This is a genomic window from Mycetocola sp. 2940, assembly GCF_040548835.1.
GTDB lineage: Bacteria > Actinomycetota > Actinomycetes > Actinomycetales > Microbacteriaceae > Mycetocola_A.
Genome location: NZ_JBEPSK010000006.1, coordinates 37,704 through 60,059 on the forward strand (window position 1 = coordinate 37,704; position 22,356 = coordinate 60,059).

A 22,356-nucleotide genomic window follows, 5' to 3' on the forward strand; every position below is an offset into this window, starting at 1 on the left:
ATCGAAAGCTTAAGAGGCGGCTGAAGCGCCGGAGGAGGCGCCGCCCGAAGGTGCGGCCGTTGACGATGACGAGACCGGCTTTTCCGATTTCTTCGCCGGTGACTTCTCGGCCTTCCGCGAGTCGTTCCGGTAGAAGCCCGACCCGTTGAACGTCACGCCGACCGCGCTGAAGAGCTTGCGCAGTTTGCCTTCGCAGGTGGGACATTCGGTGAGGGACGCGTCGGTGAACGACTGCTGGATGTCGAAGGCGGTGTCGCAGACGGTGCATTTGTACGAATAGGTGGGCATGGTGGTTTTCCTGGCTGGTCGCGGCAGTGTGTGCCGGGTCTGACGTGCTGAAACTGGTTCTAGAAATCGAGAATGCGCGAAGGAGTGACGACGCCGTTCACCGGCTGGTCGTGCCGTTCACGCGGAATGTCCGGCTGGATCTCGGAGTCGTAAACGACGGCATACACCGGAGGGCAGTTCTCCATCGAGCCGAGCGTCTTGTCGTAGTATCCCCGCCCCCAGCCCAGCCGCGTGCCATCAGGGCCGATGGCGGCGGCGGGAACGATGATGAGGTCCACGTCGTTGATGGCGATGGGTCCGAGCGGCTCACCGACGGCCTCCGGCATTCCGTGCAGCCCCTGTTGTTCCTCCTCGCCCTCGGTGCCGACGGTCCAGTCGAGCAGTCCGTCTTCGCGACTGACCGGGAAGAGAACCCGGATGTCGTTGGCGAGCGCCCAATTGACGAACGGGCGCGTGTCTGGCTCGGTGGGCGATGACAGGTAGCAGGAGATGCTCCGAGCGTCGAGACCGGTGACGAGGGAAACGAGGTTGTTCGTCACCCCGATCGTCGCCTTGTCACGCTCGTTCGCGGTGAGGTTCTGCCGTCGCTCCCGCAGCTCGGCGCGCAACGCGCGTTTCTGGTGGTCCGCGGGGGTGGGCATTGCCCCATTCTAAGCGGCGGACGCCGACCCGCCGACATCCGTTCAAATCCGGGTTACCGCCGCAAAAAAACCTGCCCACTACGATTGACCCATGTCTTCATCAGTTCGCAAAGTCGTCATTCCCGCCGCAGGCCTGGGAACCCGCTTCCTGCCGGCCACCAAAGCCATGCCCAAGGAGATGCTTCCGGTCGTGGACAAGCCCGCGATCCAGTACGTGGTCGAGGAGGCCGTCAGTGCCGGGCTGAACGACGTGCTGATGATCATCGGACGAAACAAGAACGCGCTGGCCAATCACTTCGACAGCGTCATCGAACTGGAGCTTGCCCTCCAGGCGAAGGGCGACACGAGCCGTCTCGACCGCGTCATCGAGTCGAGCGAGCTCGCCGACATCCACTTTCTGCGCCAGGGAGACCCGCGCGGGCTCGGGCACGCCGTCTCTCGTGCGCGACGCCACATCGGCGACGAGCCGTTCGCCGTTCTGCTCGGCGACGATCTCATCGATGCCCGGGATCCTCTGCTCACCACGATGATCGCGGAGCAGGAGAGGCGCCAGGCCACGATCATCGCACTCATGGAAGTGGATCCGTCGACGATCCACATGTACGGGTGCGCGGCCGTCGAACCCACCGACGACCCGGACGTCGTCCGGGTGACCGGGCTGGTCGAGAAGCCGGCCGCCGAGGATGCCCCCTCCAACCTCGCCATCATCGGCCGGTATGTGCTCACCCCGGAGGTGTTCGACATCCTCGACAGGACGGCACCGGGCAAGGGTGGCGAAATCCAGCTCACCGACGCGCTCCAGGAACTCGCTGCCGATGAGTCAATCGCCGGGGGAGTGTACGGTGTGATCTTCCGCGGCCGCCGCTACGATACCGGTGACCGTCTCGACTACATCAAGGCCATCGTGCAGCTGGCATCCGACCGCCAGGACCTCGGGGTTGACCTCAAGCCATGGCTCAAGGAATTCGCCGCCACCCTCGACTAGATCGTCTCATTGCCTGAAGGAGAATCGCGGTGGCCCAATCCGTGCCTGTGCTGAGCAATGGTCCGATCACGGTTCGCCCGGTGCGCGTACGCGATGCGAAGGTGATCGAGCATGAACTGCTCAGCAACCGTTCGTGGCTGCGGCCATGGGAGGCGACCAGCCCGTACGCCCCGCGTTCCTTCGACATGCGCTCGAGCATCCGCTCGCTCCTTCAGAACGCGCGGTCGGGCGGTGGCCTGCCGCTCGTGATGGAGTACGAGGGAGAAGTGGCCGGTCAGCTGAACGTATCCGGGATCACGTACGGCTCTCTCTCATCGGCGACACTGGGCTACTGGGTATCCGAGCGGTTCGCCGGACGGTCGGTCACCCCGACCTCGGTCGCGCTCGCCACCGATTACTGTTTCACCGAGATGGGGCTGCACCGGATGGAGATCTGTATCCGGCCCGAGAACGCACCGAGTCTGCGAGTCGTCGAGAAACTCGGCTTCCGCTACGAGGGGTTCCGCCGACGGTACATTCACATCAACGGCGACTGGCGCGACCATTTCTGCTTCGCTCTCGTGCGTGAAGAGGTTCCCCAGGGGATTCTCCGCCGCTGGCAGAACGGCGAGGTGCCGCCCGGAGCGGCTGCGGTACCCGCCGTCGACCGTGTCGCCTCGCAAACTCCGCTGCTCCCGCCGCAGGCACTTTTCTAACCTTCAACCTCAACTTTCGGGTGACACACCCCCCGCAATGAACGACGAAGCCCCGGAGCGCTCGTAGTTTAGAGCCATGACTGGTGGCGGGCTTCTGAGTGGCGGAATCGTCTTCGCTGTCGCCGCCGTGCTCTGGATCGTCTATCTGTTGCCGACCTGGCTGCGCCAGAGCGAGTACCTGGCGACCGAACGCAACGCGATCCGGCTCCAGCAGACCCTTCGGATCCTGGCCGAGACGGCCGAAACGCCCCAGGAGATCCGCCTCGAGGCCACCGCCCGCACAGTGGCCGAGCAGCAGAAGGTCCTCAAACGTGTCGAGGCCGAAGCCCGCGAGCGGGCGCGACTCGAGGCGACAGCATCCGCGGAACTGGCCCGGGCAAGCGCGTGGGCCGCCATCACGACGTTGAGGTCGCAACCGCACGTCCGGGTTGCGAGGGCGCGCCGACGGGCTCGTCTGACCGCGACCACGGTCCTCTTCCTCTCCATTCTCGCTGCGGGAGTCGGCGGCTGGATGCTGGCCACCGCCGGGTCGGCCCTGCTGCTCGCAACAGCGGGCGGAACGGCGGCACTCGCCCTTGCCATGCTCGTCCGGATGGCCCGCGTCGGCCGGCGCAGCGCCCGGGTTGCGACAGCGGTTCCGTCTGTCGTGCAGCCGGCGGTTTTCGAGCCGGTCGAGGTCGAAGTGAACGCACCGGTGACCGTCACATGGACGCCCAGGCCCCTTCCGAAACCGCTTCACCTTTCGCAGGGCTCATCGGCCGCGGATGCGATCGCCCAGGCCGAGGCCCACGCCGCCCTCCGTCGTGCGGCACTCGCCCAGGTCATGGCGGCCCGTGCCGCAGAGCAGTCTGCCGTGCCGTCGATCGTCGCCCCGGTCGCCGAGGAGCCCGCGCGCGCGCCTGTCGTCCCCAGCCGTTTCGCCGGAATGGGAATCGTCGACGAGTCCGAACTGGCGCCCACAGACATCAGCGCCGCCCTGCAGCGCCGCCGCGTCGCGAGCTAGTGAATTACACGCGGCCGAACGCGTGATAATCTGGACGACATCAGGGCCTATGGCGCAGCTGGTAGCGCGCCTCGTTCGCATCGAGGAGGTCAGGAGTTCGAATCTCCTTAGGTCCACCCTGTAGATTCTCGCCGTTCTCGTGTTAGCCGTCACCGCCGGACGCTGGTTGTCCAGCGCTCCACAAGTTGGGAAGGGCACACGATGTCCGGTTCGAAGAAGTCCAAGAAGAAGCAGAAGCGCATCGACAAGGCGCTGTACGAAGCCGAGCTGAACCGGTTGCAGGTCGAGCTCGTGACGATGCAGCGGTGGGTCGCGGAGACGGGCGCCCGCGTGCTTGTCCTGTTCGAAGGACGGGATGCCGCAGGCAAGGGCGGGGCGATCAAGCGCATCGTCCAGTACCTCAACCCCCGGTCGGCCCGCGTCGTTGCGCTCCCGACGCCGAGCGAACGCGAACGTGGCCAGTGGTACTACCAGCGGTACATCGAACGGCTGCCGACGGCTGGCGAAATCGTGCTGATGGACCGCTCCTGGTACAACCGTGCCGGCGTCGAGAAGGTCATGGAGTACTGCACCCCTGACCAGTACGAGCGATTCCTCGAGCAGACACCCACCCTGGAGCGGATGCTCGTAGACGACGGCATCATCCTCATCAAGTACTGGTTCTCGGTTTCAGACACGGAGCAGGAGAAACGCTTCAAGTCCCGGCTGAAGGACCCTGTCCGGCGGTGGAAGCTTTCGGAGACAGACCTGGCCTCGATCACCAAGTGGGAGGACTACTCGCGGGCGAAGGATGCCATGTTCGCGGCGACGGACACGCCCGAGGCGCCCTGGTGGACGGTCGAGAGCGACGACAAACGGTCGTCACGCCTGAACACCATCGCGCACCTGCTCTCACGCGTGCCGTACGAGCAGAGCGAGCCGGCCAAGGTGAAGATCCCCGACCGCCCGGACGCCAACGAGGCCGACCGGCCTGACATCGACGAACAGAACTTCGTTCCCGACCACGCGAAGTCCGTGGCCGCCAAGAACTGAGACGGCGTCGAGGGTCACTTGAGCAGCCGGGAGAGTACCCGGTCGGCGAGGGGCTTGCCGCCGGTCTGACAGGTCGGGCAATACTGGAACGTCGAGTCGCTGTAGATCACCTGCCGGACCATGTCGCCGCACACCGGGCACGGTTCGCCGAAACGCCCATGGACCTGCAGTCCCGACTTCTTCTCCTTCTTCAGCTCCGACGCGGCGAGGCCGTCGGCGCGCGCGATCGCGTCGTTGAGCGTGAAGCGGAGTGCCTCGTACAGCCGGGCGGTGTCGTCGTCGCTCATCGCGGCGGGTTTGAACGGTGACATCCGCGCGGTGTGCAGGATCTCATCCGAATAGGCGTTGCCGATCCCGGCGATCAGCGACTGGTTCCGAAGGACGCCTTTGATCTGTGAGCGCCCGGCCGCCTTGAGGATGCCGGCGAACACCTCCATCGTGAACTCCGGGGAGAGCGGATCCGGCCCGAGCCGGGCGACGCCGGGTACGTCGGCCGCGTCGCGGACCACGTAGATGGCCAGGCTTTTCTTTGTTCCGGCTTCGGTGAGGTCGAAGCCGGAACCGTCGTCGAGCACCAGCCGCGCGGCAAGGGCGGTGCGCCCGGGTTTGCCGGGAGCAGCCGGCGGGTCGGGGCGCCAGCGCAGCCATCCCGCCCGGGCGAGGTGAAAAACGAGATGCAGGTCGCCGATCGTGAGATCGAGGAACTTGCCGTGCCGGCCGACGGTGGTGACCGGCTGGCCGGCCAGCGCGCTGACCGGCGGGTCGAAGGTCTTGAGCGCGGCGAAGGAGACCACGTCGAACCGGTTCACCGTGCGGCCGAGAAGGCGCGCACCGAGATCGGTGACGAGAGCGTGAACCTCAGGTAGCTCTGGCACGGTCCCAGTCTCGGGCACACCACCGACATCCGTCCAGCGCTGGTCAGCCGTTCAGCCGGGACATCAGCCAGGCGAGCAGGTATGTCCTGCTGTTCCCGTCGTCGATCCGGCTTGCGGGCAGCTCTGCTGCGTTGTCGAGCGCCTGCGCCGCGGCATCCGGCCCTGCGAGGGCGGAATACATCAGCAGGTAGTCCCCGAACAGGACGTCGAAACCGTCCGGGGCGGCGTCGTCGATGTTCGCGGCGATCCGCTCCGGGTCGCCGGCCAGGTAGCCGGAGATGGGGCTCATCGGCAGCACGAGGATCCCGAGCATCGCGCTCGGTTCGGCGCTGAACCAGGTGGCGTAGTCGCGCTTTCCGCCCCACACGAGCGAGGTGATCGTGTGGTCGAATCCGTCGTACACGGCGGCGTCGAGGGGAAAATCGGTCCAGTAGGCGCGAGCGGATGCCGCCTCTGATGAGAGCATCCAGACCGCTTCCCGGTACAGGTCGGGCTGCTCGCTGGCCGCAGCCCAGAGGGCGAGACCGTTCCAGGCGGTGACGGCCTCAGAGCTCGACTCCTGGTTGTTCCCGTCGCCGAACGGGGATGTGCCGCTGGCCCAGGAGTGCCCGGCGTAGGCGTCGAACACCCGGCGCTCCGGGAACAGCGGGTTCGCTTCGCTCGTCGCCAGGTCGGCGGCCAGGAGGTTCATCACCGGCGCCCACTCGTCGGCGAGCTCGGGCTTGTCTGCGGCCAGTACCCCGGCGGCGTAGAGGAAATAGCCGTAGTGGAAGTGGTGGTCGTTGAACTGGTCGGAGCCGAACGACGGCTCAAGGCCGACCATGCCGCGTGCCTCGGGGTCGTAAACGAAGCACCGCGAGCTACGCTCGTCGCAGCCGGCCGGATCCATCCACAGCGCGAGTTCGGCCTCGAGTCGCTCCTGGAGCGTCGCCGCGAGGTCGTCGGCACCGAGGTCGCGGGCGATGCTCAGCAGGTTCGCAGCCCGGTAGAGGGCCTTGCCGCCGAAGTAGGTGTCTGCGGGAAACTCCGCCGTCCCTGTCACGTCGGACGCGAGCTGTGCCAGAAGATCCTCGCGCCGCCCCGGATCGAGGCCTGACAGGTCGAGGGAGCCGGCCGGTTCGACCAGCGGCGCCGTCCAGCTCAGCGTGGCCGCTCGGCAGAGGCGGAGCTCCCCGTAGATGCTCGCATAGGTACCCAGTGAGCAGTCGGAATCCGCCGGTTCCTGGTGTGGCATGACGGCGATGAGGGTGTCCGCATCGCCTGCCGTCCGGTAGGTGATGGCGGTCGTCGTCTTCCCCGCCTCGACGGCGTAGCTGACGCTGGTTCCCAGAACGGGATGCCGGGCGGCCTCGATCAGGTCCTCGAGTGAGCCGTCCTGTGGCACGGCAAACCAGGTGACGCTGTCTCCGGTCGCGAGGGTGACCGAGGCGCCGTCGGCATGGAGTTCCCCCTCCGACACCAGCCCATAGGCGGTGTCGGCGATGGTCGCCGTCGCGGCGTCGGTTCCCGGGGTGAACGCGTTCGACATCCGGACGGTCGTGTCCCTGGTCGCAGTGAAACTGACGAACGGCGACCCCTGGGCGATCACCGATCTGCCGATCTCTTGGCCGTCGGCGAGCGAGGCCACGGTGACGGATGCCGCGTCGTACGCGACCACCCGCTGCTCGCGTGCGCCGACATCCGCCCGAACCGAGCCGGTGAAACCGCCCATAATCACGGCGGAGGACGCCGTGACCTGGGGGACGCCGAAGCTGAGACCGTTCCCGGTGAGTTGGAACGACAGGGGGAGGGGAAAGACGGGCATCGACGGCTCCCCGAAGACCAGGCCCGAGAACCAGCGGTTGGTTGGCGGGAGCAGGCCGTCGGCCAGCCGCGCGGCCGGGAGCGCGGTGACCGTGCGGTGTGGCACGGCGTCGACGAGGGGAGCTACCAGCTCTTCGGGCAGCACGCCGGCTGCGGGCCCGGACGGGGCGTCCGCCTGTCCGGACGAGGGGGGCGCGGAGCAGCCGCCGAGGACGGCGACGAGAAGGACCGGAACGGCCAGGAACCGCCAGGGGGAGGTACGCATGTCAGACGCCGATCTTGCGGAGGAAGTCGAACAGTCCGTCGCTGACTCCGGCGAGGATGCCGTCGTTGCGCAGCTGCAGCACGGCTCCGACCGGGGTCCCGCGCGCCATCAGGCCGTGGTGCCCACCGTCGACGAGCGAATCGCTGGTGACCGAGACCGTTGTCGTCGCCTTGCCGTCGGTGGTCGTGACCTGGACGGATGTCGCCCGTCCGACGATCTTTTGGTTGTCGGGGAGGAAGATCTCGACTGCGGCGCCTTCGTCGATGCGCGCGTAGTCGCCGCTGGTGAGTTCGTATTCGGCTGCGACGTACAACGACCCCGCCCGGTCGATGGTGGCGAGCACCTGCCCGGCCTGGACGAAGGACCCGCGCTCGGTCGTCACCTCGCGAACGGTGCCGGCGACCGAGGCGGTGAGGGTGATGGCGCCGTCGGCGGTGACCGAGTAGGCGATCGTCTCCGGTTTGAGGAGGCCCTCGGCGAGGTCCGCCTGCAGGGTGGTGCTGAGGACGACGAAGAGCGGTGCTCCGGCCTCGACCCGGTCACCGTCGCTGACGAGTCGCTCGAGGACCGTGCCGCCGTAGTCGATACCGACCGGGAACTGCTCCGCCTGGATCGACGCCGAGTTGCTGGCCACCTGGGTCTGGCGCTGCGTGAAGACGAGGGTGAGCACCGAGACGAGCGCGACGACGCCGATAAGTCCGACGAAAAGCCTGATCCGGCTGCGCCACGTCATGATGTCACCGCCGATGCGATAGCGGGGACGGGGGCCTGGGCGGTCTGCCGGGCCACACCGGGAACCGGGGAAGCGCGGCGCGATCCCTCCCGAACGGCGGTGGCGACGAAGCCTCCGAGGATGAGGGTGTTGGTGACATTCCACGCGGTCGCAAGCGTCAGCATCCCGTTGTCGATGTCTCGCCAGATCGCGACGAGTGAGGTGAGCAACAGGAAGGCAAAGAACAACACTTGGGGGATCATGACGTTGAACGCGGAGCCCGCCCGGTTTCTGTCGCCGGTTGCCGTCCACTTCTGTTCCTTGCCGACGAGGACGTTGAACAGGGCCGTCGCATAGATCGGGAACGATGCTGTCGCGAGCATCAGTGTCTCCCAGCGGAACGACCCCATTGTGTAGAACGCGAGGACGATCTGCATCAGGTAGAAGCCGGCGTAATAGAGCAGCCAGGTGACCACGGTGGTCGAAAGATGCACCGGACGGAGGTCGAAATAGATCTCGAGCGGCGGAACGAGCAGGAGCAGAAGGGGCGAGATCCCGGTGAGATAGAACGACGCCGTCACGAGGTACTGCAGCCTTTGGTCGAGGGTGAGCCGGCTTTTCCTGCTGAACAGGTTGTGCCGGAGGAGGATCTCGAAGCCGCCGGTCGCCCAGCGCAGCTGCTGTTTCGTGTATGCCTCGATTGTGTCAGGGGCGTCGCCGACCGCCAGGACGAGCGGGATGTACACCGTCTTCCAGCCCCGCTCGTGGAGCATGAGCGACGTCCAGACATCCTCCGATTTCGAGTCCGTGTACAGGCCCCCGATGTCGTCGACCGCGGCGCGCCGCAGCATGACGTTGGTGCCGACGCAGAACGCGGCGTTGAACCTGTTGCGGCCGGGCTGGATGAACCGGTAGAAGACCGACTGCATGTAGCCGGCACCCCGTGAGATCACGTTGTGCAGGTTGCCGTAGCTCTGCGGAGTCTGCACGAACGCGACGTGCTCGTCGGCGAAGAACGGCAACGTCTCGACGAGGAAGCCGGGATGCGGTACGAAATCGGCGTCGAGGATCACGAAGAACTCGCCGCGGGTCAACGCGAGCGCATGGTTGACGTTGCCCGCTTTGGCCCCTGCGTTTCCGAGCCGGCGCACGTACCGTGCGCCGAGTTCGCCCGCCAGCGCCTTCACCTCGTCTGACCTCCCATCGTCGAGCACCCAGGTGAGGTGGGAACCGGTCATGGTGAGGGCGGCCGCGACGGTCCGCCTGATCGTCCCGAGGTCTTCCCCATAGGTGGTGATGAACACATCGACCGAGACCGGGACGTTGCCGAGGTGAACACCCCATCGCTCCGGCGATTGAGCGAACCCGTCCCGCGTGATGTCCCGCGAGCGGAACAGGGAACCGTGGGCCTGGTGGAAAGCGAAGTCCCGGGGGTCGTGGGCGGCGGACAGGATCGTCCACATCGACGGGAGTGCCTGGGCGATGAGAATCGATTCGGCCGTGATGACCATGACGTACGGCAGCCAGTCGCCGCGACTGGCCGGGTTGAGCAGGAATGCGGCGTAGGCGAGGATGCCGATCGTCGCGATCACCACGAGGAGGATGAGCGATGGTGACTGCGGCTTGTTGCCCCCCGCGGACCGATGCGGCAGGGAGGGTTCGGTGACGAGGGTCGACGTGGACAGGCGGGAACGGGATTCGAGGGACGTCATGTGAACTCGCTTCGGGAGAGGAGTGGCTCTGCCTCGCCCCTAGCGGCTGCATGCCGGCGGGGAGGGACAGGTCGGCGCGGCAGCTCTGGCGCTTGACGGATGCGGGGAATTTCGGGTCCTGCGTCCGGTGATGCAACTCTAGGAGTTGCAGGCAAAACATGAGAACCTCTCACTGTTTCGTTCTCGTGAACAGTTCGTGTCGAACTGTTGTCGCGCCGGCTCAGTAAACTGAAGCCTTCAGAGGGCGAGGAGCAGCCATGTTCGAGAACGGCGGTCAGTGGATCTGGGGCATCGCCATCGTCGCGATGCTGGTCGTGGTACTCGCGCTGTTCGGCCGGCAGATCAAGGGCGCCTTCTCGGGCAGCGGCTCCGCGCGGTTCGACACCACCGAGATCCCGCCGGACGACCCGGAGACGCGTGAGTTCATCGTGCGAGACGACCAGACCGGTTCGCGGCTGCAGTTCGTCACGCTGCACGAGCAGGGACGCGTCGTCGGTTTCGTCGTGCCGCCCAAGCACCTTCGGACCGGGGTCGAGGTCGACCTGTTCGAGGCGGCTCTACCGTCGGCGCCCCAGGTGATCCGCTGGACCTGGCCGCAGACGACTCCCGACGGGTACGCCGCCCTGCAGATCATCGCCAGGCGGATGCCCCAGCTCGAGTTCGTCGACGCCAAGGGCAACCGCGTGCTCTGACTGCTGTCAGCCGGTTGCCGCGGCTCACCGAGTTGAGGGCGCCTGGTGAGCGGCCGCGCCCGGTCGCGACCACGGGGACGCCGCTCGCCATCGCCTTCTGGGTCGTCCCGGCAGAACCTTGGCGTCAGCCGCCGAACAGGGCGGTGGCGGTGGTGAAGATGGCGAGGCCGGCCAGCGCTCCCACGACCGTGCCGTTGATCCGGATGTACTGGAGGTCCTTGCCGACCTGCAATTCGATCTTGTCGCTCGTCTCCTCCGGGTCCCAGCGTTCGATCGTTTCGGTGATGACGCTGGCGATCTCGTGCCGGTGGTTGCCCACCAGCGACACCGCGGCATCCGTGACCCAGTCGTCGACCCTGCCGGCCAGTTTCGGGTCGCGGCCCAGGCGCTCACCGACGTCGACCAGGGTCGCGGCGAGTTGCTGCCGCAGCCCGCTGGAAGGGTTCTCGAGCGAGGCGATGAGGGCCTCCCGGGTGGTGTTCCAGGCACGGGTCGCGAGGTCGCGCACGCGGGGACTGTCGAACATGTCGGCTTTGGCGCGTTCCAGGGCGGCGATCGTCTCCGGGTCCTCCTGCAGCTTGCGGGCGAGCTCCGACAGGTACGTGTCGAGGGCGACCCGGGCGGCGTGCCGGGGATCCGAGCGCGCGCGGCGCACGAAGTCGACCGACTCGCGGTAGACCCGTTCGTCGACGAGCCGGTCCACGAACGACGGCAACCAGCTCGGAAGCCGGGCCGAGACCAGCCGGGAGAACGCCGCGGGGTTGGCGGTCATCCATTCGTCGAGCCCGTCGAGGAGCAGGTTCACGGCGCTGTGGTGGCCACCTTCGGCGATGAGGCGCTCACCCCAGGCGCCGAGGTGCTCGCTCCAGCCTGGGTCGATGAGGTGGGTGCGGGTGAGCTGTTCGACGACGTCCTGCACGTTCTCGTCGTCGAGGAGGTCGAGCATGCCCCTGCCGGCGGCGGCGGCGTCGTCGGCGACCCTGGCGGCATTCTCCGGCCGGGCCAGCCATGCCCCGACCGTGCGGCCCACGCCGATCGACTCCAGCTTCTGGCGCACCACGGCGGCGGAGAGGAAGTTCTGCTCGATGAATTCGCCGAGAGTCGCGCCGATCTCGTCCTTGCGCCGCGGGATGATCGCCGTGTGCGGGATCTTCAGGCCGAGTGGATGACGGAACAGTGCGGTCACGGCGAACCAGTCGGCGATCGCGCCGACCATGCCGCCCTCGGCGGCCGCCCGCACCCAGGCGAGCCAGGGCACCTCGTCCTGGAAAGCGAACGAAAGGGCGAAGATGACGGCCATCACTCCGAGCAGCGCGGTGGCTGTCCGCTTCATCCGGGTCAGGGCGACGCGTCGTTCTGCATCTGCCGGGCTGTCGATGAGAATCGTCATCCGCCCATCGTATGTCGGGGCGGGGGAGGTCAGCCGGGGTTGCGGTCAGCCGGCTCGGCCTCCCGATCGGCCGTCGGCGTCTGGGCAGGGATGGGCGGGCGCGGTGGAAGGTTCTCCTGCGGATAGCCCGCGGGGCCTGGCTGGACGCGCGGCGGTCGCTTCCGCCGCGCCAGCCAGACGATGAGGAGCGCGAGGAGACCGAGGGGAAGAAGCCACGGCAGGAGCACCCCGAGGACCACGAGCAAACCGCCGAAGAAGGCGATCATCGATTGGAAGCCCACCACGACGCCGCCCCAGAAATCGCCGGGAGCGGCTCCGACGACCACCCCGGGCGTCGTGATATACATTTCGACGGTGGCGTAGTCGACCAGGTCGGTGAGCGAGTCGCGCTGGGCTTTGAGCCCGTCCAGTTCGCTCTGGCGCTCGGAGAGCGCGGATTCGAGGGCGATGAGATCGCCCGTCGTCGTGGCCTGCGACATCAGGGTGAGCAGGCGGGTGACACTGGTCTGGAGCGCAGCAATACGCGCGTCGAGGTCGTCGGCCTGGGTCGTGACATCCGTCTGGTTGAGCGATGAGCGGACCAGTTCCGCCAGCGACTTCAGCTCGGCGAGGGTCGTGTCGAGGTCCCCGGACGGTACCCGGAGCACGAGCTGGGCGGATCCCTGCCCGTTGTCTTCGACCGGGTTGTCGTTGCGCCGATCGACGTGGCCGTTCACGGCGAGCACCACGTCGACGGCCTCGTCTGCCACCGCAATGGGGTCGCCGGCGGTGAGCGAGATCGAGGCGGTGCTGACGACGTCGCGTTCGATGGTCGAATCGCCGCCTTCGGGCCCCACAAATCCCTGCTCGGGTGCGCCGCCCTCGACGACCGCGTCGTTCGTCGAGGAGGGAGCGAAACCGCACCCGGCGAGCAGGAGACACGAGAGCAGAACCGCGGTCAGGGAAGCGCTGTGTGTGGTCTTCCGGCTCAAGAGGGGAGTCATGACCTCACTCTAGGAGCGGGGACCGCCGCGAAGGAGGGCCCAGCCTTACGGTACCGTCACGATTTGACACCCGGATACCTGACGGAACGCATCACGGCTGCGCCCAATTGTGGGGGGTTGCAGGAGCGCGTCAGCGGAGGATGCTAGAGGCACGTAACGAGGGTTGCCCCACCCGACTACAGCTGTACCGTCCCGAAAATCCCGCGAGGACTGCTGCCCCCAGTATTCGCCTTTGCTGGAGAGAACCCCTATGTCCGCACGTATTACCGATCGGGAACCCGAATCCCCGATCAAACTCATGGTCGTCATCGGCAGTGTCCGACCCGGCCGCCTAGGACTTTCCGTCGCGCTGTGGGTGCACGAGCACATCACGGAACGCGGCGGTTTTGACATCGACTTCGTCGACCTCGCCGAACTCAACCTGCCCATGGTCGACGAACAGCGGCTCCCGAAAGCCCAACTGTACAGTCGCAGGCACACGGCGGCGTGGAGCGCCCGCGTCGCCGATGCTGACGCTTTTCTCTTCGTCTCCCCGGAGATCAACTCCAGCTTCTCTCCCGTTCTGAAGAACGCCCTCGACTATCTGTTCCACGAATGGAACCGCAAGCCCGTCGGCCTCGTCAGCTATGGCGGACGTGGTGGGGGCGCGTTCGGCGCCGCGGCGTTGCGGCCTGTTCTCTCCGAGTTGCAGCTGATCACGGCGAGCTCCCACGTCGACATCCCCCGGGTGTCCAGCCAGGTCGAAGACGGGTTCTTTCTCCCCGACGGCAAGCAGACCGCGCGACTCGACGACCTGCTCGACGAACTCCGCGCACTCGCTCCCGCCCTTCGCTCAGTGCGCGAATCGGCCCTCGTGGCGAGCTGAACACCTCAAGCCGGTGCCGTGAGCATCGGTTGGTGGCCCTCGCAGCACGCCTGCGAGGGTCACCTGCGTTCGGCTGTCGGCGCTCTCAGGCCTGCACGGGTCACCCGGGATGGACCTGGATCGGCTCCGTGTCGGGAATGGGGCTGGCGTCGCGCCCGCGAAGGTCCGGGTGCCAGCGCCTGCCGAGGAACGGCACGAGGAATCCGACGAAGGCGAACACCGTCGCCGCCCAGAACGCGCCCACGGCGCCGTTCTGGTCGATGAGAAGACCCGCCGCAGCGGATCCCAGGGCGGCACCGATGAGCTGGCCGGTCCCGACCCACCCGTACGCCTCCGCCGTGTCGCTGAACTTCACGCTCGCTGACACGATCGCGAAGAGAACGGCGAGGGCCGGTGCGATGCCGATCCCGGCGATGAAGAGAGTGATCGACAGCAGCACGGGGTTGGAGAAGAACGTCGACACCGCGACGCCGACGAAAACGATGAACATGCGCCGGGCCAGCGCCCACGGCCCGATCGGGATGTGGCCGAAGGTCAGGCCGCCGGCCAGGCTGCCGAGCGAGAAGATCCCGAGAACGATACCGGCCTCGAGTCCGTCATGACCGAACGTCGCGACGACCCCGGCCTCGAGCGCGGCGCACGCGCCGATGAGGAGGAATCCGACAACGGTGGCGAGGAGGACGGGCGGGCGCTTGAGCACCACACCGATCCTGCGCCTCGAGCGGGGAATGCGCACCCGGCTCACCTCGGGCGACGCGATGAACCAGGCGCCGCCGACCACCATGATCACGACCGCCGTGAGAATTCCCCAGTCGGTTCCGACCTGGGTGGAGATGAAGGTGGTGATGACCGGGCCGAGGACCCAGATGATCTCCTGCGCAGACGCGTCGAGAGAGAAGAGCGGAGTGAGCTGTTTCGAGTTCACCATCTTCGGGTAGATCGTGCGCACGGCCGGCTGGATCGGGGGAGTGGCCAGACCGGCGACCAGAGCCAGGGCCATGTAGCCGCCGACAGGCAGTTCGAGGAGTGCAACGGCGGTGACGGTCACCGCGCACACGACAAGGGTAAGGACGAGGACGCGTCGCATTCCCCAGACACCCATCCACCGGCTGGTCAGGGGGCCAGCCGCCGCCTGGCCGACGCTCGCCGCAGCGAGGACGAGGCCTGCGGCGCCGTACGATCCGGTGACCTGCTCGATGTGGAGGAGGAACGCGAGAGAGAGCATCCCGAACGGGAAACGGGCGATCAGCTGGGCGGCGATGATTCGAGCGACGCCTGACGTTTTCAACAGGCTCGAGTATCCGCTCATGGCTCAAGTCTAGGGAGGCGCGGACGGCGCACAGTGACGGATGCCCGTCGGGTCGCGACACGCCGTGGATGGGCCGTCGCCGGAAAATTAATGTCGGTGGTGCCCCGTACCGTGGGAACTGTGGACAACCGCCCAGGAAGAGCGTGGTTTCTGCTTTCTTCCGCTCTTCCCGGGTCCTGCTCCGCTGTGGATAAGGGGGTGGATGAACGGTGGAAAACGGAACAAAACGGTGGAATCGGTTGTTGATAACTACAGACGTGTAACTACTACTGGTTGGGGTGCTCCCCAAAGACACCAACTATATGTAGTATTGGACAACCGGCAAGCCAGTGCCGATCAGCAACATGTGGAAATGAAGAAGAAGGGCCCCACTTCGATGACAATCACGGTCTACACCAAGCCTTCGTGCGTCCAGTGCACCGCGACGTATCGTGCGCTCGACAACAAGGGGCTCGAGTACGAAATCCTCGACCTCTCTGCAGACGAAAACGCACTCGAGGCTGTCAAGGCCCTCGGTTACCTTCAGGCGCCTGTTGTCATCACCGACGAAGACCACTGGTCGGGGTTTCGGCCGGACAAGATCAACGAACTTGCTTCCCGTTTGTCATAACTTTGATCTCTGATTTCGACAAGCTCAATCACCGTTGAACCATAGAAGCTCGAACCTTGGTCTCGACGTGAGATGTGAAGTGAGGGCGTGAATCCCATGACGAAGCTGGTCTACTTCTCCAGCGTCTCCGGGAACACCCGCCGCTTCGTCGAGAAGCTCGACGTCCCCGCGGCACGCATCCCGCTGCACGCAAAAGAGCCCGCGCTGTCGGCGGACGAACCATACGTTCTCGTCACCCCCACCTATGGCGGGGGAGACGGGCACGGCGCAGTACCCAAGCAGGTGATCCGGTTTCTCAACGACGAGAAGAACCGGAAGCTGCTCCGCGGCGTCATCGCCGCAGGCAACACGAACTTCGGTTCGGCATACGGTCTTGCCGGAGACATCATCTCCGCCAAGTGCCACGTGCCGAACCTCTACCGCTTTGAAGTATTCGGAACACCAGACGACGTCCGAGTCGTCCACGAAGGATTGGAATCATTTTGGCTGGAACAGTAGTGACCGAGGTTCCCATGGACACCGGTATGGATTACCACTCGCTCAACGCGATGCTCAACCTGTATGGCCCGAACGGTGAAATCCAGTTCGACAAGGACCGTGAGGCTGCCCGGGAGTACTTCCTGCAGCACGTCAACCAGAACACGGTGTTCTTCCACTCGCTCCGTGAGCGACTCGACTACCTCGTCGAGAAGGAGTACTACGAGAAAGCCGTCATCGACGCGTACTCGTTCGAATTCATCACGAAGCTCAACGACCTCGCCTACTCGAAGAAGTTCCGGTTCCAGACGTTCCTCGGCGCGTTCAAGTACTACACCTCGTACACGCTGAAGACGTTCGACGGCAAACGCTACCTCGAGCGTTTCGAAGACCGCGTGGTCATGACCGCCCTCGGCCTCGCCCAGGGCGACGAGGAACTCGCGACCGCACTCGTCGAGGAGATCATCGCCGGCCGGTTCCAGCCCGCAACGCCGACGTTCCTCAACTCCGCCAAGGCACAGCGCGGCGAGCTCGTCTCCTGCTTCCTGCTCCGCATCGAAGACAACATGGAGTCGATCTCCCGCGGCATCAACTCGTCGCTTCAGCTGTCGAAGCGCGGCGGCGGCGTCGCCCTGCTCCTCTCGAACATCCGTGAGGCCGGCGCGCCGATCAAGCAGATCGAGAACCAGTCCAGTGGCATCATCCCCGTGATGAAGCTCCTCGAAGACTCCTTCAGCTACGCCAACCAGCTCGGTGCCCGCCAGGGTGCCGGTGCCGTCTACCTGCAGGCCCACCACCCCGACATCATGCGGTTCCTCGACACCAAGCGTGAGAACGCCGACGAGAAGATCCGCATCAAGACGCTGTCGCTCGGCGTCGTCGTTCCCGACATCACCTTCGAGCTCGCCAAGAAGGGCGAGGACATGTACCTGTTCTCGCCATACGACGTCGAGAAGGTCTACGGCGTTCCGTTCGGCGACATCTCCGTCTCCGAGAAGTACTACGAGATGGTCAACGACGCGCGGATCAAGAAGACGAAGATCAAGGCCCGCGACTTCTTCCAGACGCTCGCCGAGATCCAGTTCGAATCCGGCTACCCGTACATCATGTTCGAGGACACCGTGAACAAGGCGAACCCGATCGAGGGTCGTATCAACATGTCGAACCTCTGCTCGGAGATCCTCCAGGTCAACACGCCGACCACGTACAACGCCGACCTGTCGTACGACGTCATCGGCAAGGACATCTCCTGCAACCTCGGGTCGATGAACATCGCCCTGTCGATGGACTCGCCCGACTTCGGACGCACCGTCGAGACCGCGATCCGCGGCCTCAGCTCGGTCTCCGACCAGAGCCACATCGAATCGGTCCGGTCGATCGAAGACGGCAACGACAAGTCGCACGCCATCGGCCTCGGCCAGATGAACCTGCACGGCTACCTCGCCCGCGAGCGCATCTACTACGGCTCCGAAGAGGGCATCGACTTCACGAACATCTACTTCTACACCGTGCTGTTCCACGCGCTGCGGGCATCCAACCGGATCGCCATCGAGCGCGGCATCGCATTCGACGGCTTCGAGCGGTCCACCTACGCGTCAGGCACCTTCTTCGACAAGTACACCGAGCAGGCCTGGGAGCCGGCAACCGAGCGCGTGGCGGAACTGTTCGCGACCTCCGCCGTCGCGATCCCGACGCAGGCCGACTGGGCCGCGCTGAAGGCATCCGTCATGGAACACGGCATCTACAACCAGAACCTCCAGGCGGTGCCGCCGACCGGGTCGATCTCGTACATCAACAACTCGACGTCGTCGATCCACCCGATCGCGTCGAAGATCGAGATCCGCAAGGAAGGCAAGCTCGGGCGCGTCTACTACCCGGCTCCGTTCATGACGAACGACAACCTGGACTACTACCAGGACGCCTACGAGATCGGTGCCGAGAAGATCATCGACACCTACGCTGCCGCAACGCAGCACGTCGACCAGGGCCTGTCGCTGACGTTGTTCTTCAAGGACACCGCCACCACGCGTGACATCAACAAGGCGCAGATCTACGCATGGCGCAAGGGCATCAAGACGATCTACTACATCCGCCTGCGCCAGATGGCCCTCGAGGGCACGGAGCTCGACATGTGCGTCTCGTGCATGCTCTGATCTCGACGTAGCTCGATCACCGGCCACCACTGTGCTCTCTCTCCACTAAGGAAAACAACAATGATTGACAAGCTCAAGCTGGTCGACCACGTCCAGGCGATCAACTGGAACAAGATCGAGGACGAGAAGGACGTCGACGTGTGGAACCGCCTCGTCAACAACTTCTGGTTGCCCGAGAAGGTGCCGCTGTCAAACGACATCCAGTCGTGGAACACCCTCACGCCCGAAGAGCAGCAGCTGACGATGCGCGTGTTCACCGGCCTCACCCTGCTCGATACCCTGCAGGGCACGGTCGGCGCTGTCTCGCTGATCCCGGATGCCATCACCCCGCACGAAGAAGCGGTGTACACCAACATCGCGTTCATGGAGTCGGTGCACGCCAAGAGCTACTCGTCGATCTTCTCGACGCTGTGCTCGACCAAGGAGATCGACGAGGCGTTCCGCTGGTCGACCGAGAACGAGAACCTTCAGAAGAAGGCCTCGATCGTCATGGAGTACTACACCGGCGACGACCCCCTCAAGCGCAAGGTCGCATCGACGCTGCTGGAGTCGTTTCTGTTCTACTCGGGCTTCTACCTGCCGATGTACTGGTCGAGCCGTGCGAAGCTCACCAACACGGCCGACCTGATCCGTCTCATCATCCGTGATGAAGCGGTGCACGGGTACTACATCGGCTACAAGTTCCAGAAGGGTCTCGAGAACGAGACCGAGGAGCGCCGCCAGGAGATCAAGGACTACACGTTCAACCTCCTGTTCGAGCTCTACGACAACGAGGTTCAGTACACGCAGGACCTCTACGACACCGTCGGCCTGACCGAGGACGTCAAGAAGTTCCTGCACTACAACGCCAACAAGGCGCTGATGAATCTCGGCTACGAGCCGATGTTCCCGAAGACGGTCACCGACGTGAATCCGGCGATCCTGTCCGCGCTCTCGCCGAACGCCGATGAGAACCACGACTTCTTCTCGGGGTCCGGCTCGTCGTACGTCATCGGCAAGGCCGTTGTCACCGAAGACGAGGACTGGGACTTCTAGAAGTTCCAGATCATGCCCGGCCCGTAACGGGCTGCTGAGAGGCCCGGACCCGCAGGATTCTGCGGATCCGGGCCTCTTTTGTGCCTTCTCTCGATAGACAGAGGAGGACTGAGATGGACACGAATTACCGTTCGATGTGGCACGCGGGTGGCACGCGCGCACCTTTCATGGGTGAAGAAGGGTGGTCCACCGACCGGAGTATGGCATTGGTATGCCACCGGTGTCGTGCCACTGCGTGCCACAGGAAGCGTCAAAAGCACTGGTGGGACAAACCGCTGACGTTCCTCACCAAGACCGATGGGGTCGGAACCATGCAGGCGGCTGACTATGGTGCAATGTGTACGTTTGTACGCTTCTCGATAGACTCTTCACATGGACGTGGAATATTTTGCAAGCGACAACCGGTCAAATCGAGAGCGGATGCTCGCCGGTGAACTGTACATCGCCGATGACCCGGAGAGTGCACGAGTTGCCCAACGGGCGATAGAACTGGCGGATGCGTATTACCGTGCGACTGTTGCTGATCCTGAGGCTGCCCGTGCGCACCTCGAAGCACTCCTAGGCACGCTCGGAGTGGATGCGTACGTGAAGCCGCCGCTGTTTGTCGACTATGGAGAGAACATTCATATCGGTGCGCGTACTTTCGTGAATTGCAACCTGACCGCGCTTGATGTCGCACCCATCATCATTGGCGAGGACTGCCAGCTGGGGCCGAACGTCCAACTGCTCACCCCCACGCATCCTGTCGAGCCCGGACCGCGCCGCGACAAGCTTGAGGCTGCGAAGGCGATAACCCTCGGTGACAACGTCTGGCTCGGCGGGGGAGTCATTGTTTGTCCCGGCGTGACGATCGGCGACAACTCGGTCATCGGAGCCGGCGCCGTCGTCACTCGGGATATCCCCGCCAACGTCGTCGCCGTCGGCAATCCGGCTCGAATCGTCCGGGAAATCTGACATGCCCGCTGCACGGGCTGCCCGCCCACAGTCAGCGCGACGAACCGACCCGGCCCGCCGCCAGAAGATCATCACCGCAGCACTCGACGTCATCGCGAGCGACGGCGTCGCTGGCGCGTCCCATCGGAAGATTGCTGCGGCCGCTGACGTTCCCCTGGGCTCGATGACCTACCACTTCTCCGGGATGGATGAGCTCCTTCATGAAGCGTTCACGCAGTTCTCGCGAACTGTGAGCGTGCGGATCGAAGAACGCATGGCAGCGGTGTCCGACCCGGAAAGTGCCGCGCGAGCGGTTGTCGACAGCATCGAGGAGGACGTCTTCGGCAGCAGCCGCGACCTCGTCCTCACTCACGAGCTCTACACCCTCGCGGCGCGTGACCCGTCATACCGTGCTCTCACCAACGCGTGGATGACCCGAAGCCGTGCGGCCCTCGAGAAGCACTTCGACCCCCAGACGGCGCGGATCCTGGACGCCACTGTCGAGGGCCTGGCCATCCACCGCGCCCTGGATACGACGCGGCAACCGGAAGGGCTGGCCCGGGACGCTGTCCGACGCATCCTCGCCGGAACCTTCTAGGGTTGAACCTCCCGTGCCGAGGCGATGAGCTTTCCGGCTAGCTCATCGACGATTGACTCGTCCATCACAGTGGACAGGGTGCTTAGGCCCGTCCCTGTTCCCAGGACGCCGTGCCTGTAATGGGCCCAGAATAGCTCCTTCTGCGCCGCGGCGCGGTCGGCGGGAACCCATCCTGCTGGCCAGAGTCGAAACACAGACCCGGACTTGCGGAATTCCCAGCCCGTCCCGGCGAGATCGTCGGCGGTCGCGGCTCCGAGCCGGTCTGTGAGCCTGTTCAGCCGAGCAATCGCACTCGCGTCGAAGAGGGTAAGTGCCACGTCACCCGCAGCCATCGTCACAGGGTTGGCGGTGAAGGTGCCGCCGTGCTCGAGCCCCGCGGCGGTGCGAGGGTTTAGTCGCTCTAGCGCACTTGCGCTACCCACGACGGCTCCGATTGGGAACCCACCTCCGATGGTTTTGCCGAGCACGACCATGTCCGGCTGGAGGCCGTACTCGGCCGTAAGCCCTGAAAAGGCATTCCGGAAGGTGACTACCTCGTCGATGATGAGCTGCGCAGGATTCGACGCCGTAAATGCGGAGGCCACATCCACGAACTCGCGGCTGAGGGGAATCAGGCCGGCACGGTTAGCGCACAGGTCAAGAAGCACGGCGGCGATGTCATTCGAGTGTTGCTCGAGCACTTGCCGCAGGACCGCGACATCGTTGCGAGGGACCAGAAGCGTCTGCGACTGCACGGCCTCGGGTACGCCTGCAATGCCCTTCGCTCCGAGGGTTGGGAGTACTGCGTCGGATGTCCCGTGATACCCAGGCTCTAAAGCTACGAGCAAGCCACGACCAGTTGTGGCTCTAGCGACGCGGACGGCTAGCATGACTGCTTCGGTGCCGGAGTTTGCGAACCTCACTTTGGTTGCCCACGGGATGCGGTCGAGCAGCGTTCGAGCAAGTGTGAGTTCGTCCGTATTGGCGATTCCGACGGAGATCAGCCCTTCGCGCATGCGTTCTTCGACAGCGGCGACGATAGCGGGATGGGCGTTTCCGTGGAGGTTTACGGTCATGTTGTTGTTGATGTCGAGGAGTCTTGTGCCCTCCTGATCCCACACCCAATGACCCGAAGCGCGAGACACGTACGGTGACGTGGCCCCGACCGCGAATGTACTTCGCCCGAAGCCTCCGGGGAGCACCTCCTTACGAGTGGCCTCGATGTCAAGAAAAGTGGTTGCAACGTCGTTCATCTGTTCCTCCGATTCATGACTCAAGCATGACCGAGATCTAGCCAAGGGGGGAGTGGCGATATGATGAA

22 protein-coding genes and 1 tRNA gene are annotated in these 22,356 nt (G+C 65.0%); 13 read left to right on the forward strand and 10 right to left on the reverse strand.

The window, feature by feature from the left end:
* Nucleotides 1-9: 9 nt before the first annotated feature.
* The gene (locus tag ABIE24_RS10390) at nucleotides 10-288 is read right to left on the reverse strand and encodes an FmdB family zinc ribbon protein (RefSeq protein WP_354499357.1); all 279 of its coding nucleotides are present in this window, start codon (nucleotides 286-288) and stop codon (nucleotides 10-12) included.
* Between the two features lie 59 nt (nucleotides 289-347).
* Entirely contained in the window at nucleotides 348-929 is a 582-nt protein-coding gene (locus tag ABIE24_RS10395; RefSeq protein ID WP_354499358.1) for a 5-formyltetrahydrofolate cyclo-ligase, read from the reverse strand.
* A 91-nt stretch (nucleotides 930-1,020) separates the two neighbouring features.
* Here ABIE24_RS10395 and galU point away from each other — a divergent pair, with 91 nt between their 5' ends.
* From galU to ppk2, 5 genes are all read left to right on the forward strand, one after another.
* The gene (galU, locus tag ABIE24_RS10400; RefSeq protein WP_354499360.1) at nucleotides 1,021-1,914 is read left to right on the forward strand and encodes a UTP--glucose-1-phosphate uridylyltransferase GalU; all 894 of its coding nucleotides are present in this window, start codon (nucleotides 1,021-1,023) and stop codon (nucleotides 1,912-1,914) included.
* Between the two features lie 23 nt (nucleotides 1,915-1,937).
* The gene (locus ABIE24_RS10405) at nucleotides 1,938-2,609 is read left to right on the forward strand and encodes a GNAT family N-acetyltransferase (protein ID WP_354499651.1); all 672 of its coding nucleotides are present in this window, start codon (nucleotides 1,938-1,940) and stop codon (nucleotides 2,607-2,609) included.
* Nucleotides 2,610-2,685: 76 nt separating this feature from the next.
* Nucleotides 2,686-3,612, forward strand: coding sequence for a hypothetical protein (locus ABIE24_RS10410; protein ID WP_354499362.1), 927 nt, complete (start codon nucleotides 2,686-2,688; stop codon nucleotides 3,610-3,612).
* A gap of 43 nt (nucleotides 3,613-3,655) precedes the next feature.
* Nucleotides 3,656-3,728: transfer RNA gene (locus ABIE24_RS10415), tRNA-Ala, on the forward strand.
* Nucleotides 3,729-3,813: 85 nt separating this feature from the next.
* Nucleotides 3,814-4,644, forward strand: a complete 831-nt coding sequence (gene ppk2, locus ABIE24_RS10420; RefSeq protein ID WP_354499364.1) for a polyphosphate kinase 2 — start codon at nucleotides 3,814-3,816, stop codon at nucleotides 4,642-4,644.
* Between the two features lie 14 nt (nucleotides 4,645-4,658).
* On the opposite strand, the gene ABIE24_RS10425 is transcribed toward ppk2, so the two are convergent.
* The 4 genes from ABIE24_RS10425 to ABIE24_RS10440 are packed head-to-tail and all read right to left on the reverse strand — an operon-like array spanning nucleotide 4,659 to nucleotide 10,011.
* Nucleotides 4,659-5,519: an Fpg/Nei family DNA glycosylase gene (locus ABIE24_RS10425; protein ID WP_354499366.1), complete on the reverse strand. Its 861-nt coding sequence runs from the start codon at nucleotides 5,517-5,519 to the stop codon at nucleotides 4,659-4,661.
* A 43-nt stretch (nucleotides 5,520-5,562) separates the two neighbouring features.
* Complete coding sequence (locus ABIE24_RS10430) at nucleotides 5,563-7,587, reverse strand: glycosyl hydrolase (protein ID WP_354499368.1); 2,025 nt, start codon at nucleotides 7,585-7,587, stop codon at nucleotides 5,563-5,565.
* Nucleotide 7,588: 1 nt separating this feature from the next.
* Entirely contained in the window at nucleotides 7,589-8,320 is a 732-nt protein-coding gene (locus ABIE24_RS10435) for an HlyD family efflux transporter periplasmic adaptor subunit (RefSeq protein ID WP_354499370.1), read from the reverse strand.
* Nucleotides 8,317-10,011 carry a glycosyltransferase family 2 protein gene (locus ABIE24_RS10440; RefSeq protein ID WP_354499372.1) on the reverse strand — a complete coding sequence of 565 codons (1,695 nt, stop codon included), beginning with the start codon at nucleotides 10,009-10,011 and terminating at the stop codon, nucleotides 8,317-8,319. Before ABIE24_RS10440 ends, ABIE24_RS10435 begins: the two co-directional genes overlap by 4 nt.
* A gap of 257 nt (nucleotides 10,012-10,268) precedes the next feature.
* Between ABIE24_RS10440 and ABIE24_RS10445 the strand changes: the two genes are divergently transcribed.
* Complete coding sequence (locus tag ABIE24_RS10445; protein ID WP_354499374.1) at nucleotides 10,269-10,703, forward strand: hypothetical protein; 435 nt, start codon at nucleotides 10,269-10,271, stop codon at nucleotides 10,701-10,703.
* Between the two features lie 124 nt (nucleotides 10,704-10,827).
* Here ABIE24_RS10445 and ABIE24_RS10450 read toward each other — a convergent pair whose 3' ends face one another.
* Together ABIE24_RS10450 and ABIE24_RS10455 are read right to left on the reverse strand one after the other, a co-directional pair.
* The gene (locus tag ABIE24_RS10450; RefSeq protein ID WP_354499376.1) at nucleotides 10,828-12,093 is read right to left on the reverse strand and encodes a DUF445 domain-containing protein; all 1,266 of its coding nucleotides are present in this window, start codon (nucleotides 12,091-12,093) and stop codon (nucleotides 10,828-10,830) included.
* Nucleotides 12,094-12,122: 29 nt separating this feature from the next.
* Nucleotides 12,123-13,076 (reverse strand): DUF4349 domain-containing protein, encoded by a 954-nt coding sequence (locus tag ABIE24_RS10455; protein ID WP_354499378.1) that lies wholly within the window; start codon nucleotides 13,074-13,076, stop codon nucleotides 12,123-12,125.
* A gap of 250 nt (nucleotides 13,077-13,326) precedes the next feature.
* Here ABIE24_RS10455 and ABIE24_RS10460 point away from each other — a divergent pair, with 250 nt between their 5' ends.
* Nucleotides 13,327-13,941, forward strand: a complete 615-nt coding sequence (locus ABIE24_RS10460; RefSeq protein ID WP_354499380.1) for an NADPH-dependent FMN reductase — start codon at nucleotides 13,327-13,329, stop codon at nucleotides 13,939-13,941.
* Nucleotides 13,942-14,041: 100 nt separating this feature from the next.
* Here ABIE24_RS10460 and ABIE24_RS10465 read toward each other — a convergent pair whose 3' ends face one another.
* Complete coding sequence (locus ABIE24_RS10465; RefSeq protein WP_354499382.1) at nucleotides 14,042-15,250, reverse strand: MFS transporter; 1,209 nt, start codon at nucleotides 15,248-15,250, stop codon at nucleotides 14,042-14,044.
* A gap of 376 nt (nucleotides 15,251-15,626) precedes the next feature.
* Here ABIE24_RS10465 and nrdH point away from each other — a divergent pair, with 376 nt between their 5' ends.
* The 6 genes from nrdH (at nucleotide 15,627) to ABIE24_RS10495 (ending at nucleotide 21,056) form a co-directional block, all read left to right on the forward strand.
* A complete protein-coding gene (nrdH, locus tag ABIE24_RS10470; protein WP_354499652.1) occupies nucleotides 15,627-15,860 on the forward strand; it encodes a glutaredoxin-like protein NrdH in 234 nt (77 codons plus the stop codon).
* Nucleotides 15,861-15,956: 96 nt separating this feature from the next.
* Nucleotides 15,957-16,358: a class Ib ribonucleoside-diphosphate reductase assembly flavoprotein NrdI gene (gene nrdI, locus ABIE24_RS10475; protein WP_354499384.1), complete on the forward strand. Its 402-nt coding sequence runs from the start codon at nucleotides 15,957-15,959 to the stop codon at nucleotides 16,356-16,358.
* A 14-nt stretch (nucleotides 16,359-16,372) separates the two neighbouring features.
* On the forward strand, nucleotides 16,373-18,490 hold the full coding sequence (nrdE, locus tag ABIE24_RS10480; RefSeq protein ID WP_354499654.1) for a class 1b ribonucleoside-diphosphate reductase subunit alpha: 2,118 nt from the start codon (nucleotides 16,373-16,375) through the stop codon (nucleotides 18,488-18,490).
* A gap of 60 nt (nucleotides 18,491-18,550) precedes the next feature.
* Nucleotides 18,551-19,525, forward strand: a complete 975-nt coding sequence (nrdF, locus tag ABIE24_RS10485) for a class 1b ribonucleoside-diphosphate reductase subunit beta (RefSeq protein ID WP_354499385.1) — start codon at nucleotides 18,551-18,553, stop codon at nucleotides 19,523-19,525.
* Between the two features lie 372 nt (nucleotides 19,526-19,897).
* Nucleotides 19,898-20,479: a sugar O-acetyltransferase gene (locus tag ABIE24_RS10490; RefSeq protein WP_354499387.1), complete on the forward strand. Its 582-nt coding sequence runs from the start codon at nucleotides 19,898-19,900 to the stop codon at nucleotides 20,477-20,479.
* A 1-nt stretch (nucleotide 20,480) separates the two neighbouring features.
* Nucleotides 20,481-21,056, forward strand: a complete 576-nt coding sequence (locus tag ABIE24_RS10495) for a TetR/AcrR family transcriptional regulator (protein ID WP_354499389.1) — start codon at nucleotides 20,481-20,483, stop codon at nucleotides 21,054-21,056.
* Here ABIE24_RS10495 and ABIE24_RS10500 read toward each other — a convergent pair.
* On the reverse strand, nucleotides 21,053-22,288 hold the full coding sequence (locus ABIE24_RS10500; protein ID WP_354499391.1) for an aminotransferase class III-fold pyridoxal phosphate-dependent enzyme: 1,236 nt from the start codon (nucleotides 22,286-22,288) through the stop codon (nucleotides 21,053-21,055). The genes ABIE24_RS10495 and ABIE24_RS10500 overlap by 4 nt on opposite strands.
* Nucleotides 22,289-22,356: the final 68 nt, after the last annotated feature.